Source organism: Aliiglaciecola sp. NS0011-25, assembly GCF_040370605.1.
GTDB lineage: Bacteria > Pseudomonadota > Gammaproteobacteria > Enterobacterales > Alteromonadaceae > Aliiglaciecola > Aliiglaciecola lipolytica_A.
Genome location: NZ_BAABWR010000012.1, coordinates 59,799 through 74,872 on the forward strand (window position 1 = coordinate 59,799; position 15,074 = coordinate 74,872).

General features: G+C 40.6%; 13 protein-coding genes and 1 pseudogene. 8 read left to right on the forward strand and 6 right to left on the reverse strand.

Annotated features, from left to right (window positions below):
- Positions 1 to 56: 56 nt before the first annotated feature.
- The 4 genes from ABWV72_RS11920 to hemA all read right to left on the reverse strand — a co-directional run bounded on the left by ABWV72_RS11920 (position 57) and on the right by hemA (position 5,446).
- Positions 57 to 1,607, reverse strand: coding sequence for a DUF3369 domain-containing protein (locus ABWV72_RS11920; protein ID WP_353370727.1), 1,551 nt, complete (start codon positions 1,605 to 1,607; stop codon positions 57 to 59).
- Positions 1,608 to 2,233: 626 nt separating this feature from the next.
- On the reverse strand, positions 2,234 to 3,094 hold the full coding sequence (gene prmC, locus ABWV72_RS11925) for a peptide chain release factor N(5)-glutamine methyltransferase (RefSeq protein ID WP_303500213.1): 861 nt from the start codon (positions 3,092 to 3,094) through the stop codon (positions 2,234 to 2,236).
- A complete protein-coding gene (gene prfA / locus ABWV72_RS11930) occupies positions 3,084 to 4,172 on the reverse strand; it encodes a peptide chain release factor 1 (protein ID WP_216050281.1) in 1,089 nt (362 codons plus the stop codon). Before prfA ends, prmC begins: the two co-directional genes overlap by 11 nt.
- Positions 4,169 to 5,446 carry a glutamyl-tRNA reductase gene (gene hemA, locus ABWV72_RS11935; RefSeq protein ID WP_216050280.1) on the reverse strand — a complete coding sequence of 426 codons (1,278 nt, stop codon included), beginning with the start codon at positions 5,444 to 5,446 and terminating at the stop codon, positions 4,169 to 4,171. Before hemA ends, prfA begins: the two co-directional genes overlap by 4 nt.
- Positions 5,447 to 5,634: 188 nt before the next feature.
- On the opposite strand from hemA, the gene lolB reads away from it, so the two are divergent.
- The 4 genes from lolB (at position 5,635) to ABWV72_RS11955 (ending at position 8,718) form a co-directional block, all read left to right on the forward strand.
- A complete protein-coding gene (lolB, locus tag ABWV72_RS11940) occupies positions 5,635 to 6,243 on the forward strand; it encodes a lipoprotein insertase outer membrane protein LolB (RefSeq protein WP_353370732.1) in 609 nt (202 codons plus the stop codon).
- On the forward strand, positions 6,240 to 7,112 hold the full coding sequence (gene ispE, locus ABWV72_RS11945; RefSeq protein ID WP_342807452.1) for a 4-(cytidine 5'-diphospho)-2-C-methyl-D-erythritol kinase: 873 nt from the start codon (positions 6,240 to 6,242) through the stop codon (positions 7,110 to 7,112). Before lolB ends, ispE begins: the two co-directional genes overlap by 4 nt.
- Positions 7,113 to 7,218: 106 nt before the next feature.
- Complete coding sequence (locus ABWV72_RS11950) at positions 7,219 to 8,166, forward strand: ribose-phosphate pyrophosphokinase (RefSeq protein WP_216050277.1); 948 nt, start codon at positions 7,219 to 7,221, stop codon at positions 8,164 to 8,166.
- 144 nt (positions 8,167 to 8,310) lie between these two features.
- A complete protein-coding gene (locus ABWV72_RS11955) occupies positions 8,311 to 8,718 on the forward strand; it encodes a hypothetical protein (RefSeq protein WP_216050276.1) in 408 nt (135 codons plus the stop codon).
- Positions 8,719 to 8,798: 80 nt separating this feature from the next.
- Here the strand turns inward: ABWV72_RS11955 and ABWV72_RS11960 are convergent, their stop codons facing one another.
- Positions 8,799 to 10,175, reverse strand: coding sequence for an amidohydrolase family protein (locus tag ABWV72_RS11960; RefSeq protein ID WP_353370735.1), 1,377 nt, complete (start codon positions 10,173 to 10,175; stop codon positions 8,799 to 8,801).
- 232 nt (positions 10,176 to 10,407) lie between these two features.
- On the opposite strand from ABWV72_RS11960, the gene ABWV72_RS11965 reads away from it, so the two are divergent.
- From ABWV72_RS11965 to ychF, 3 genes are read left to right on the forward strand one after another with little or no spacing between them, the layout of a single operon-like run.
- A complete protein-coding gene (locus tag ABWV72_RS11965) occupies positions 10,408 to 11,049 on the forward strand; it encodes a 50S ribosomal protein L25/general stress protein Ctc (RefSeq protein WP_216050274.1) in 642 nt (213 codons plus the stop codon).
- Positions 11,050 to 11,054: 5 nt separating this feature from the next.
- A complete protein-coding gene (gene pth, locus ABWV72_RS11970; RefSeq protein ID WP_216050273.1) occupies positions 11,055 to 11,639 on the forward strand; it encodes an aminoacyl-tRNA hydrolase in 585 nt (194 codons plus the stop codon).
- A gap of 48 nt (positions 11,640 to 11,687) precedes the next feature.
- Positions 11,688 to 12,779, forward strand: coding sequence for a redox-regulated ATPase YchF (gene ychF / locus ABWV72_RS11975; RefSeq protein ID WP_216050272.1), 1,092 nt, complete (start codon positions 11,688 to 11,690; stop codon positions 12,777 to 12,779).
- A gap of 69 nt (positions 12,780 to 12,848) precedes the next feature.
- Here the strand turns inward: ychF and ABWV72_RS11980 are convergent, their stop codons facing one another.
- Positions 12,849 to 13,298 carry a GNAT family N-acetyltransferase gene (locus ABWV72_RS11980; protein ID WP_353370738.1) on the reverse strand — a complete coding sequence of 150 codons (450 nt, stop codon included), beginning with the start codon at positions 13,296 to 13,298 and terminating at the stop codon, positions 12,849 to 12,851.
- Between the two features lie 159 nt (positions 13,299 to 13,457).
- On the opposite strand from ABWV72_RS11980, the pseudogene putP reads away from it, so the two are divergent.
- Positions 13,458 to 14,970: pseudogene (gene putP, locus ABWV72_RS11985) on the forward strand (sodium/proline symporter PutP).
- Positions 14,971 to 15,074 lie beyond the last annotated feature (104 nt).

Below are 15,074 nucleotides of genomic sequence, written 5' to 3' on the forward strand. Positions count from 1 at the left end.
AAGCAGCGTTCCCCGTAAGCTTGCTTGTATTAACGTTTGAAACTGGCGATTATTGATTAAACAGGATCAGGGTATTGCTGTTGTATATTCTCTATTTTCTCGATATTTTCGAGTAAAATGTCGACCAGTTTAGGTTCAAACTGTTTTCCTCGCGCCTCTTTGAAGGTATCTAGCACTTTATCCAACGGCCAAGCCTCTTTGTAATTGAGTTTACTACGCAGGGCATCATAAACATCAGCAATGGCCGTAATCCGACTAAAAATATGGATTTTTTCACCTTTCAAACCTCGAGGGTAGCCATTGCCATCCCAATGTTCATGGTGATCGCGAGCGACTTGGGCTGCTGACTGAATAATTTTGCGACGAGAATCTTTCAACAAATCATAGCCGATTTGAGCGTGCCGTTTGGCAGCCTCTTTTTCTAAGTCATTGAGCGGACCAGGTTTACCTAATATATCGGTTGGAACTTTCAATTTTCCGACATCATGCAATGGCACAGCTAAGGCGAGCATTTCAATTTGTGTCTCAGATAAACCATACTCTTTGGAGAGCAGTTTACACATTTCAACCATCCTTTGAATGTGCTTTCCAACGCTAAACTGTTTTTCCATAGCATCGCCCAAACGTTCGATTATTTCTCGTTGGGAGTCTTCAATATCTTTTGTGAGAAGCACGTTATCAAAAGCGATTTGGACATTATTACTGAATATTTCCAGAAGCTTTTTATCATAGCGATTCATTGCTCTGGGAATACCAGATAAATACAACAGGGATCCATTAGTATGTTTACCCTGACAATAGGCTGCAACGTATTCATCGCCATAAACCAGTGATTTTTCTTTCAATGCTTTTCTACAGGCAGCAAGCTCATCCTCGGTTACAACATCTTCTAACAAGGCTCCTTCTTGTCCATGGTACTCTCCTTTTCCAGAGAACACGTAAAACTCCTTAGGCTCGAAGACATCAATTGGATTAGGTGCGGCAATGGCTGAAGTGATATAAGCAGCGTCCTTTGTTCCTCCTAGTAGCGAAGATAGCTGCTGAATAATACCTTCGATAAAATTTTCTAAGGAACGAATAGTAAATAAATTTGCAGAAGCGGAAATGATTTTTTCTAAACCTTGTCGATTCTCTTCTATTACCATGATATCTCGATATGAGCGAAGAGCCGCAATTACCACGGTGAATAATTTCTGAGCTGTAAGTTCGGTTTTCGATTTATAATCATTAATATCGTAATTTAGAATCACATCACGCTCTGGTGCTTGCCCGGGCTGCCCTGTGCGTAAAATGATACGAGTGAAATTGTTGTGAAGCTCGTTACGTACATATTGGGCAACGTCTAAACCGGCTTCATCTGTTTCCATTACAACATCTAACAACACAACCGCAATATCATCATGCTGCTGGAAAAGTTCTTTAGCTTCTTTCCCGCTGTATGCGCTAATAAAACGAAGGCCTTTTTCCTGAAAAACAAAATCGTTCAATGCAAGCTTGGTAACCGCATGAACCTCAGGTTCATCGTCAACTATAAGGACTTTCCATACACCTTTCTGAACTTCAATTTTTTCGTCTGTGTCTTCAGCAAACAGAAACATATCAGACATAGCATAACCTCATAGATAAATATCCGAGACAATCTACCATTTAGAAACTACTTGAGCCACAGAAATTTAATACCTCAAAAACAACAGGCTTAACCTAACAAATTCATCGAACCTCATACACTTTCAAGTAGTTTTGCCCTGCACTTTAACCAGGACACCCACCTTTAATTTATGCACTTTAACCAGGACACCCACCTTTAATTCATATGACATAAAATCTGGTCAGAATAGGTTTAAGCATGGGTGTCTTTGTTGTTAGTTCACTTTCAAGTAGTTTTGCCCTGCACTTTAATCAGGACACCCACCTTTAATTCACATGACATAAAATCTGGTCAGAATAGATTTAAACATGGCTGTCTTTGTTGTTAGTTTTGCCCAGCACTTTAACCAGGACACCCACCTTTAATTCACATAACATAAAATCTGGTCAGCATAGGTTTAAACATGGCTGTCTTTGTTGTTAGTTTTGCCCAGCACTTTAACCAGGACACCCACCTTTAATTCACATGACATAAAATCTGGTCAGAATAGATATAAACATGGCTGTCTTTGTTGTTATCTTTGTTGTTATTTTGCGTATTTGCTAGAAAGCTGAAGTGAGATAGGTCAGTTGACGTGTAATAGAATTAGCGTTTTTGAGCTGCACTTATACGGGGTTGGTTATTCAGGTCTTTTTTATGAAATATATTTATATATTGATAGTGAGCAAATAGTTTACCGATAGCCTCAGATTGATTGTATCCATGTTCAATAAGCAGCCAACCCCCTGCTTCTAGATGCTGAAGTGATTGCTTAATGATTATTTTAATGTCATCTAAACCATCTTTTCCAGAAGTTAAAGCAGATACAGGCTCAAAACGCACATCACCTTGTGAAAGGTATTGGCTGTCACTTTCAACATAAGGCGGATTACTAACAATCAAGTCAAAAGTGTTAGCGCCTAATTCACTAAACCAACTACTGTGCAAAAATTTGACATGAGACAATTGATTGGCAACTGCGTTGCGCTTTGCTAAAGCGACTGCATCTTCAATGACATCCACACCTAAAACATCCCATTCAGGCTTTTCTTGAGCTAAAGACAATGCAATAGCTCCTGTACCTGTGCCCAAATCTAGCACTTTTGCCTTTTGATTTAAGGGTAATTGCAACGCTTGTTCAACCAATAATTCAGTTTCAGGGCGCGGAATCAGCGTATCAGGTGTCACCTCTAGACTGAGTGTCCAGAAATTTCGTTTACCAATTAAATGTGCTACTGGATGACCTAGCTTGCGCTTACAAACCAATTGCTGAAAACGTGATTGGGCGCTCTCATCAACGATTTGATCTGGCCAAGTCATCAGGTAAGTCGTTGATTTTCCGATGCAGTAAGCTAGTAACAATCTAGCATCCGTTTTCGGACTTTCGCCCTCTGACAGATGCTGATAGGCCCAATTCAACAGTTCTGAAACGCAGGAACCTGCAGTCAAATTTGGATTAGTTTCCATCAGACAAAGAGGCTAACAGGTCAGCCTGATGCTCCTGTCTAATTGGCTCCAGCAACGCATTCACATCGCCGGCAATTACGTCATCCAATTTGTACAAGGTTAAATTGATTCTATGGTCGGTCACTCGGCCTTGGGGAAAATTATAAGTACGAATGCGCTCTGAGCGATCCCCACTCCCAACCAAGTTTCTGCGTGTCGAAGCTTCTTCTGCAGCGCGTTTATCGTCCTCGATTTGATTCAATCTAGATTGCAGTACAGACATAGCTTTAGCACGGTTTTTGTGCTGAGAACGTTCATCCTGACATTCGACTACAACGCCTGTAGGTATGTGAGTTAGACGAATTGCAGAGTCTGTTTTGTTGACGTGCTGTCCTCCCGCCCCCGATGCCCGGAACGTATCAATTCTTAGGTCTGAAGGATTAATTTCAATTGCTTCAGATTCTGGTATTTCAGGCAATACAGCAACAGTACAAGCAGAGGTATGAATTCGGCCTTGAGATTCCGTTTCAGGAACCCGTTGAACTCGATGTCCACCGGATTCAAATTTCATGATTCCATAGACGCCGTCGCCGATAATATTCGCAACCACCTCTTTGTAACCACCGTGCTCACCTTCGTTTGCATTGATAAGCTCTACGCGCCAGCCTTGTGTCTCAGCATAACGGCTATACATCCTAAATAAATCACCAGCAAAAATAGCGGCTTCATCTCCACCAGCCCCAGCCCTGATTTCCAAGAAGCAATTGCTATCGTCATTAGGATCTCTTGGCAGCAATAATATTTGTAAGTCATTTTCTAAACTTTCGATTTTCGACTTAGCTTCTTTATACTCTTCTTGTGCCATCTCGCGCATTTCTGCATCATCTTCTTGCATCATTTCTTGCGCAGATTTTAAGTCTTCCTGGGCTTGCTGATAAAGCTTAAAGGTTTTAACAACACTTTCTAATTGAGAATATTCTTTAGATAACGCGCGGAATTTATTTTGATCAGCAATAATTTCTGCATTACTTAACAACGCCTGAACTTCTTCAAATCGTTCGATAAGGGTTTCTAATTTACTGACTACTGAATCTTTCATGATTTTCCTGTTTGTTCTTTTTCGACATCCAGACCCAATGTTTGCCTTAGCAATGACAATGTATCTTGGTCTTGTTCTGATGCAGCACGGCTCAGCGCTTTGGTTGGCGCGTGTAGTAACGCATTGGTCAGTTTATTTGATAATTCTATCACGACTTCTTGCGGATCTTTGCCTTCGGCCAATTGGCTTAGAGCACGTTGTTGTAATTTAACTTTAACGTCATTATTTTGCTGACGAAATAATTTCAATGAATCAATCGATTCTAGTGAGTTTTGCCAATTAAAGTAGACCTGAGCCTGTTCTCTTATGATCAACTCAGCTTCGTCGGCAGCTTGTTGGCGACTGGCCAAATTCTGTTCGACAATATGTTGTAAATCATCAACCGAATACAAATAAGCATCATCTAAATCTGCGACTTCGGTTTCTATATCTCTAGGTACCGCAAGGTCCACGAAGAAGATAGGCTTATGTTTACGGTCTTTTAGCGCACTTTCTACCATCCCCTTACCGATAATGGGCAAAGTACTTGCAGTAGAACTAATGACAATATCGGCTTCATGCAAAACATTGGGAATTTGCGCAAGTGTAATAACGTTAGCGTTTATTTGCTCTGCTAATTCTTTACCACGGCTTAATGTCCGGTTGGCAACGGTAATCTTGTTCACACCATTATTGGTCAGATGTTTAGCAACCAATTCTATTGTTTCACCAGCCCCTATTAACAAAACTTTGGTTTTTGATAATGAAGAGAATATCTGTTTTGATAACTGCACAGCAGCAAAAGCAACGGAAACCGCATTAGCACCAATGTCTGTCTCTGTTCGAACTTTCTTTGCCACCGAGAAAGTATGTTGGAATAACTTTTCAAGTTGACTATTCACTGCGCCATAATTTTTGGCGCTCGTATACGCTTGTTTTACCTGCCCTAGAATCTGCGGCTCACCCAATACTAAAGAATCTAAACCACTGGCGACTCGCAAAATGTGCTGGATAGCCTCTTGTTCTTCAAGCAGATAACTATGGCAAATAAGTTCGTTGGTATCTAAATTATGAAAGTTAGCAAGCCACTTGATCAGCTTATCGCCTAACGAATGTTCAGTTGATATATAAATTTCAGTTCGATTGCAGGTAGATAGAATTACTGATTCTTCAGCACCTAAATGCTCTCGCAAAGAGGCAAGCGCTTCCACCATGGATTCCACAGGAAAGGCAACTTTCTCGCGTAAAACCACAGGGGCCGTTTTGTGATTAATTCCTACAGCAATCAGTGTCATTGAGAAATGCTAGTCAACCGTGCAATATTATTGGGAGCGGCATTGTACGCAAAAGCCAAAAGTATTGAAAGTAGTGGAGCTTCTGTGTTCCCATATAAAATAACAATCCAACTCAATTTTAGCTGTTTTTTATCAGAAGTCTTAATTAACGCATAAAAAATCATCTAAATCTCAATTTGGCACTTTGCATGAAATCGATTTTTGTCATATCTGCTTGTTTGACCATACTGTTATTATCAGGTTGTGTAACATCGACTAGAATTAATCAAAGTATCGATAGCGAACGTCATCAACACCAGCTTTCAGATTTAACCCATTGGAAAATCAAAGGGCGCTTAGCATTCAAAAGTGAAGAAGATAAAGTTAGTGCTTACATGAATTGGCAGCAGCAACTAACTCAATTTGATTTACAATTAAATACCTTTATAGGTACCAGCATTTTAAAAATGCAAAGTGGTGATAACTACGCAAAATTAGAAGTTGATGACCAAACCTTCACCGATACTGACCCCAATAAATTGATTTTACGGGTAACAGGTTGGAATATTCCGGTAGAAAAGCTCGGACTTTGGGTAAAAGGACAACATACAAAAAATGATAACGTGGTGTACGATGAGTACGGTTTAGTCAGTAAGTTAGAAGCTAAATGCAAAAAATGCGTGCCTTGGACGTTAACCTATTCTGACTACAAAAAAGTGGAAGAACTTTGGTTACCCCATGCTATTGAGCTGACCAACACGCAAAATACCGCGAATCAAATTAAAATTAAAATATCTTCTTGGCAGAGAATGCAATGATACAGAGCCCGCTCCCTCAACATTGGTGGCCTAGCCCCGCCAAATTAAACCTTTTTTTGCACATCAATGGACAAAATGAAAAAGGTTATCATTTATTGCAAACATTATTTCAATTAGTGGATATTGGTGATCAATTAGCGTTTGAAGTCACTGATGACGGCGTCATTAGCATAAAAAGCGAACTAGAAGGTGTAGCCCAAGAAGATAATTTAATCTACAAAGCAGCCAAACAATTACAGCAACTTTCAGGCTCAACTTTAGGTTGCAATATCTGGTTAGATAAACAGCTTCCAATGGGAGGTGGCATTGGCGGAGGTTCATCCAATGCGGCAACAACCTTGGTTGCGCTCAATGCATTGTGGAAAACGAAATTGTCAGAATCGCAATTAGCTGACATCGGATTAACCCTAGGTGCCGATGTCCCTATATTCATCTATGGCAAAACCGCTTTTGCAGAGGGTGTGGGAGAAAAAATCACAGCAACCGAGCTTCCTTCGAAATTTTATCTGATTGTTTTTCCAAATTGTCACGTGTCCACTGCGGAAATTTTTGCGGCGGATGATTTAATCCGAAATTCAGCTAAAATAGCCTGGCAAGATTACGAATTTACGAAAACTCGCAATGATTGCCAAAAATTAGTCTGTGATCGCTATCCTAAAGTTGCAAATTTATTACGTCAGTTGTTAGAATACGCGCCGTCGAGAATGACAGGGACAGGAGCGTGCTTATTTTCTGTTTTTGACACTTTCGAACAAGCTGAGCAGGTTAAACGAATCTTGCCTGAAGATTGTCAGGCGTTTGTCGCAAAAGGTATTAATACATCACCCTTACATGAGTATTTAGCTATAATGCAATTAACCTCGGCTTAACTGCTGACAAACGCAATCTAGACTAAGCTCGCGGCAACCCTGAAACGCGATGAATCAATGTAGCCCATTGGTTACCCTTAACACTTTCGCACTGAGGAAATTTCTTGTGCCGGACATGAAGCTTTTCGCTGGTAATGCAGTACCAGAACTCGCCCAAAAAGTAGCAGATAGACTTTATACTAAACTTGGCCACGCTAGTGTGGGCCGCTTCAGTGATGGTGAAATAAGCGTCGAAATCCATGAGAATGTACGTGGTTCTGACGTTTTTATCATTCAATCAACTTGTGCCCCAACTAACGATAACCTAATGGAATTGATCGTGATGATCGACGCACTTCGTCGCGCATCAGCAGGTCGTATAACCGCTGTAATTCCATATTTTGGCTATGCACGTCAAGATCGACGAGTTCGCTCGGCGCGTGTTCCTATTACCGCAAAGGTAGTGGCTGATTTCTTATCGAACGTGGGTGTTGACCGCGTATTAACCATCGACTTGCATGCAGAACAAATTCAAGGTTTCTTCGATGTGCCAGTTGATAACGCATTTGGAACACCGATTTTGCTAGACGATATGCGTCGTCGTGATTTTCATAATCCAGTAGTAGTTTCGCCAGACATCGGTGGTGTAGTAAGAGCCCGAGCAATGGCAAAACTGCTTAATGACACAGATTTGGCGATTATTGATAAACGTCGTCCCAAAGCTAATGTCGCACAAGTTATGCATATCATTGGTGATGTAAACGATCGAGATTGTATCATTGTCGATGATATGATCGACACTGGCGGTACATTAGGTAAAGCAGCTGAAGCACTAAAAGCTCACGGTGCAAGAAACGTGTATGCCTATGCAACTCATGCGATCTTCTCTGGTAATGCAGTGGAAAATATTCAAAACTCAGTGATTGATGAAATTATCATCACCGATAGTATTCCACTTGCTGATGACATAAAAGCTTTGAGCCGTGTCAAACAACTAACCTTGTCCAACATGTTAGCTGAAGCAATTCGTCGAGTGAGTAATGAAGAATCCATTTCAGCGATGTTCGAGTACTAATTTCTAACAGTACACGAGATTGATTAAAAGCCGTTTGATTGTAAAATCAAACGGCTTTTTTATGCACTTTTATAAAATGTAATTGTCAAAGTATCGTGTTATACATGGTTGTATATTGTGCAAAATAATATTGATGGGATAAAAATGAATAAGTTACTGTGTCTATTTTCGATAATATTTTTTGTGGGTTGTTCAGGTACTGATACTGCCGACACCAGCGTGTCTGCAGCGGCTCAAGCAAAACCGGCTGTAGAATTGAAAAAAGCGAACAACAGTGAAGCCACACAAGAGGAAACAGAAATGCTCACTATTACTGGCACCATTGTTTATAAAGGTATGGAAGGTGGATTTTTTGGCTTAGACGCAAATGATGGCAAAAAATACATGCCCAGAGGAATGAACAAAGAACTATTGCAAAATGGCATGGTTGTCGAAGTAAAAGGCTATGTTTTAACTGATGTACTAACGTTTCAACAATATGGTGAAGTACTCAAAGTAGTAGAAGCTATTGAAATTGATAGAAGTAAAGTTAAGCAAAAAGACGCTTGGTGAGCCCTCTCTCGTCTTGTATAAAAAATTGAGCCCGAACAATGTCGGGCTCTCGAACCATATTAATCTATTTGAACATGAGATTAATCTAAATTTTTCTCTACCGGCACACCTTCTGATTTATAAACCACACCACCTTTCATCACAAAGTCGACCCGCTGTAATAAATTAATGTAACGTAAAACATCTCCGTGAACCGCGATAATATCGGCATCTTTACCCGCTGAAACCGTACCCGTTTTTTCATGGACACCCATCATAACTGCGGGCCAATAAGTTGCTGCACGAATCGTATCCATAGCACTTATATTCATTTCATCTACCCATACTGCCATTTCATTCCAGGTACTTTGACAATGAAACTTCGCCGGAATACCACTATCAGTGCCAACTAGAAAAACCACACCCGCGTCTTTCAATTGCGCGATCTTGCGTTTCAACGTAGGTTTACGTAGCGGTGTCAGTTGCATGTAGTCCAGTTGCCCTACATGTTCTAACGATCCTTTGATATCAGCAATTGTGTCTTCCTTAAGTCCACGCTTCCAACATTGGCTGTCTAATTTTTCAGGATTGGCAACAGTGGCAGGATAATTCCACAAACCTTCAACGGTGGGTGTCCAAAATAAAGGTCCGCCCGCTACTCGACCAGTTGCAGTGCGTTCTTTTAGCATTTTTACAATATCTTCGGGGTACTCAGGAGAGGTTGTTAGTCCAGTATGTTCAAAATTATCGACTCCGATTTCAAGACCGCGTCTAATTTCATTCGGTCTATGGGAATGCGCGATAACTTTAAGGCCTCTTTTATGCGCTTGATCGACAATAGCTTGGGCTTCTTCTAATTCCATTTTATCCTGATCAATTAATTTAATGATGTTCATACCTGCATCAGCTAATTTATTAACTTTTTGCTTTGCATCACGCACCCCATTGATGCCCCAACGAAACTGTTCCGTTCCTGGGTAGGCTTCATGTTGTAAGAACGGCCCTGACACATATAAGTTAGGACCAGGAATAGTGCCATCTTCAATTCGTTTTTTAACGCTTATGGTGTCATCTAAAGGTGCTCCTAAATCTCGAGCACTCGTGATCCCTGCGAGCAATAGTTGCACAGCACTCGCGGGCATAATTTCATCAGCCAAACGGTTTATGTAAGCTTTATCCCAATGCACATAGTCTGAGTGACCATTGAGCATTAAATGAGCATGGTTTTCCCACAGACCAGGTAACACATCCATCCCTTCGGTGGAAACAATTTGATCCCCCTTAGGCACAGGTAAAGTATCAACTGTGCCTACTTGTTGAATAATTCCATCTTTGATTAAAATGACGCTATTCGCTATAGGTTGGTGCCCAAACCCATCAATTAAGCGTCCACCAACTAACGCTGTTTGCTCAGCAAAAACGCTGAAATTGATTAAACTGGCACACAATATTACGACCCAAGATTTAAGATGATTCATTCAAACTATTTCCTATATTGAGAATAACTAAAAAGCTAATCTATCCTATATCCACAAGTGATACAAAATCTTAGACAGCTAGTTAAATAAAGTACCAAGTGCTTGTTAAGTATGCACTCGAGTGGTAGACTTCCGCGCCCGTTTTCAATGGGTAGCAAGGTAATACTTGCATTTATGTAGTTTCTGGTCGCAAGAAACTACAAAATTTAATTTTTTAATTTGGAGTTCCAAAATGTCTGATGCAATTTTCAACTTGGATGCAGAAGTTCGTTCTGACTTGGGGAAAGGTGCGAGCCGCCGCCTACGTCGTGAAGACAAAGTCCCTGCTATCCTTTACGGTGCTGGTAAAGACCCAGTATCTCTAACACTAGCTCATAACAAAGTAATTCAAGCGCAAGAATTCGAAGCTTTTTATAGCCACGTTCTTACTCTTAACATTGCTGGTGAAAAAGTAGACGCGCTTGTTAAAGATATGCAACGTCACCCTTTCAAACCAAAAGTTACACACATAGATTTCTTGCGTGTTGATAAAAATAAAGAAGTTACAACCAATGTACCTCTTCATTTCATCAACGAAGATAAAGCGGAAGCAATTAAAACTGAAGGCGGTCACGCAGAACATCACATGAATGATGTTGAAGTAACATGTTTACCTGGCGTACTTCCAGAATTCATCGAAGTTAACTTAGAGTCTGTTGGTCTAGGTGAAACTGTTCACTTGTCTGACCTTGTGCTTCCTGAAGGTGTAGTTTTAGTTGAGCTTGCTAAAGGTGAGTCTCATGACTTGGCTGTAGCAACAATTAAAACAGCTAAAGGACCAAGCGCAGAAGAAGCTGAAGAAGGCGATTCTGAAGAAGCTGCATCTGAGGAATAAGTTGCTTGTCTGACATTCAACTTATTGTGGGCCTGGGAAATCCAGGCCCCGAATATCAAAATACCCGTCACAATGCCGGTACATGGTTTGTTGAAGCACTGGCAAAACAATTTGGGTGCACGCTCAAATTGGAAAATAAATTTTTTGGATATACTGGCCGCATTACTTATGCTGGACAGGATATTAGATTACTGATCCCTACCACCTATATGAATAAAAGTGGTCAGGCAGTTTCAGCTCTAAGCAGTTTTTATCGAATCCCCCCTGAAAATATGTTGGTTGCCTTTGATGAGCTTGATTTACCACCCGGTATTGTAAAATTCAAGGTTGGCGGCAGTTCCAGTCAAAATGGGATCAGGGATATAGTTTCAAAACTGGGAAACTTTAAAGACTTTTTACGCTTACGTATTGGCATTGGTCATCCAGGTGATAAATCCAGAGTTACCGGCCATGTGTTAGGAAAAGCGTCAAAACAAGATCAAGAAAAAATCGATGCCGCAATAGACGAAGCATTGCGTTGTACCGAAATATTGTTAAAGGATGATTTAAAAAAGGCAATGAATCGCCTTCATTCATTCAAAGTAGAATAACAGCATACGCCGGATTATCTGAGCGCCAAATAGTTTAAGGAACACCAAATGGGTTTTAAATGTGGAATAGTTGGTTTGCCCAACGTCGGAAAATCAACGTTGTTCAATGCATTAACAAAAGCTGGCATAGAAGCGGCTAATTTTCCGTTTTGTACGATTGAACCCAATACAGGTGTTGTACCTGTGCCAGATGAAAGACTGACTGCACTATCTGAGATCGTTAAACCGCAACGCGTCATTCCTACCACAATGGAATTTGTTGATATTGCAGGATTGGTCGCTGGTGCTTCTAAAGGCGAAGGTTTAGGTAATAAGTTTCTCGCAAACATTCGCGAAACAGATGCCATAGGACATGTTGTTCGTTGTTTTGAAAATGACAACATCGTGCATGTTGCAGGTAAAGTAGATCCACAAGATGACATTGAAGTTATCAACACTGAATTGGCCTTGGCTGATTTAGAAACCGTTGAAAAAGCACTACTTAGAGTGGCCAAAAAAGCTAAAAGTGGTGATTCTGATGCAAAATTCGAAATAAAAGTATTGGAAAAGATTAAGCCAGCATTGGATGAAGGAACTTTACTTCGCGGTGTGGCGCTAGAAAAAGAAGAACTAGCCGCAATTAGCTACATGAACTTACTGACGCTTAAACCGACAATGTATGTAGCAAACGTTAACGAAGATGGGTTTGAGAATAATCCTTATCTGGACAAAGTTCGCGCTATTGCTGAAAAAGAAAATGCAGTAGTTGTCGCAGTATGCGCAGAAATTGAATCTGAAATAGCAGAGTTAGATGAAGAAGAAAAAGCAGAATTTATGGATGAATTGGGTTTAACAGAACCCGGCCTAAACCGAGTCATTCGTGCGGGCTACAACTTATTGACCTTACAAACTTACTTTACAGCTGGAGTTCAAGAAGTAAGAGCTTGGACTTTCCCTGAAGGCTCAACTGCACCACAAGCTGCCGGTAAAATCCATACAGACTTTGAAAAAGGTTTTATTCGAGCTGAAATAATTGGTTACGACAACTTCGTAGAATTTAAAGGTGAGCAAGGAGCCAAAGACGCCGGTAAATGGCGTTTGGAAGGCAAAGACTACATTGTGAAAGACGGTGATGTTATTCACTTCCGCTTTAACGTCTAACTTGTAGTGTTCGACAATTTGATATTTGAAGAGGCCCATTAATTGGGTCTTTTTTATTTCCCATACGACCTATTTAAAAGAGAGAAACATATCCACATGGTCGATACCGCCATCATCGTATAGCTCACTTTTTATTTCAAATCCCCACTTTTTATAAAACGCAATAACATCTACCTGAGCCGATAATAAAAGCCCTTCAACCTTCGTATCTTGTTGGAAATATTCAATAATTTCATCCATCATTTGAGCTGCTAATCTTTGACCACGAGCATGGCTGTCTACAACAACTCGTTCTATTTTCCCGATAACCGATGCTTCGCCAGCAATCCGTAATCGTGAATAAGCCAACAATTGCTGCGTCTGTGAATAGACACATAAGTGTTTGGATAGTTGATCCAGATTATCAATATCGTCATAAAAACTTTTTTGTTCTAAAACAAAAACGTTCTGGCGTAAACGCAAAATTTGATAAAGCTGATTCGGGCTTAATTGCTCAAATGCATAAAAACAATAATTCATAAAACTAAGAATTCTCGATGCCTTAATATTAGTCGTTGCACTAGGTCAACTGTAATAATATTTTTACGGCTTAGATGGATGCCCCTAGTATGCCACCGCTATGCTTGTTAGCATAGATCAACTCATACAGAGATAAATATTAAAAACAAAGGATTTTCAATGGAATTAGGTACACTCATATCACTTACCGTGTATTTTATCGTGATGCTTGGTATAGGCCTTTACGCCTTCAGAGAGTCCACATCCGACATGACAGAATACATGCTCGGTGGTAGGACGTTAAGCCCTAAAATGACAGCCTTATCTGCAGGTGCGTCAGACATGAGTGGTTGGATGTTAATGGGAGTTCCTGGCGCAATGTACGTATCCGGACTATCGAGTATCTGGATCGCGGCAGGATTAACCATAGGTGCTTTCCTGAATTATATTTTGGTTGCTCCAAGGCTTAGGGTTTACACTGAAGTGGCTAATAATTCTATTACCCTACCCGACTATTTTGAAAACCGATTCGAAGACAAAAGCCGCTTACTCCGAGTTATTTCCTCCGTCGTGATTATTATATTTTTTACCCTTTATACCTCCAGCGGTGTCGTTGCTGGCGGCAAGCTATTTGAATCCTCTTTTGGTTTAACATACGAAACCGGTCTTTATGTGACAGCCGGTGTGGTGGTTGCGTATACCTTATTTGGTGGTTTCTTAGCCGTGAGCATGACTGACTTTGTGCAAGGCTGCATAATGTTTGTGTCTCTTATTATGGTTCCCTTAGTTGTGTTGTTTGAAGTGGGCGGTATAGGCGAAGTCACCCAACAGATATCGAGTGTTAGTGAGAATATGATGAGTTTGTGGGTAGATGCATCAACTGGACAGGCACTCTCGGCCATCGGCATCATTTCGTTACTTGCTTGGGGACTCGGTTATTTTGGACAGCCACACATAATTGTAAGATTTATGGCTATTCGACATGTCAAAGACATGAAAGTAGCGAGACGGATTGGCATGAGTTGGATGATCGTCTCTTTGGCAGGCGCAGTGGCAACGGGTTTGTTTGGTTTAGCCTATATGACTAAAACCCAAGGAAATATTGAAGATCCTGAAACTATTTTTATTGTGTTATCACAATTGTTATTTAACCCATTTGTCGGCGGTTTTTTACTCGCAGCAATTCTAGCCGCAATTATGAGTACCATTTCATCGCAGCTACTGGTGACCTCAAGCTCATTGACGGGTGATTTTTATCAAGCATTTTTACGTCGTGGAGCCAGTCAAAAAGAGTTGGTCATGGTAGGTCGTATATCGGTGGCTTTAGTCGCTTTTGTAGCGGTAATGCTCGCTTATGACCGAGATAGCACAGTCCTCACATTAGTTAGTAACGCATGGGCTGGTTTTGGTGCGGCTTTTGGACCATTGGTTATCATTAGTTTGTACTGGAAGCGCATGACATTTGCTGGTGCATTAGCCGGTATGATTACCGGTGCAGTAACGGTACTCATATGGGGTTTTTGCAGACTTAACGATTAATGGACAGGCATTGAGCGATGTCATTTACGAAATAGTACCTGGGTTTATTGTAAGTTGTATCTTTACTGTGGGTGTCAGTCTTATAACAGCCAAGCCTACAGCAACTATTTGCCAGACATTCGATAGCGTTGACCGTGAATTAGAAGATTTGTAAAAAACGGCGAAAAAACACAGAGGTAAACAAGCTATTAACAAGTTATTTACCTTTGCTTTTTTTAAACGATTTTGTTGCTAAATATAGTAAATGGTCATACCTAT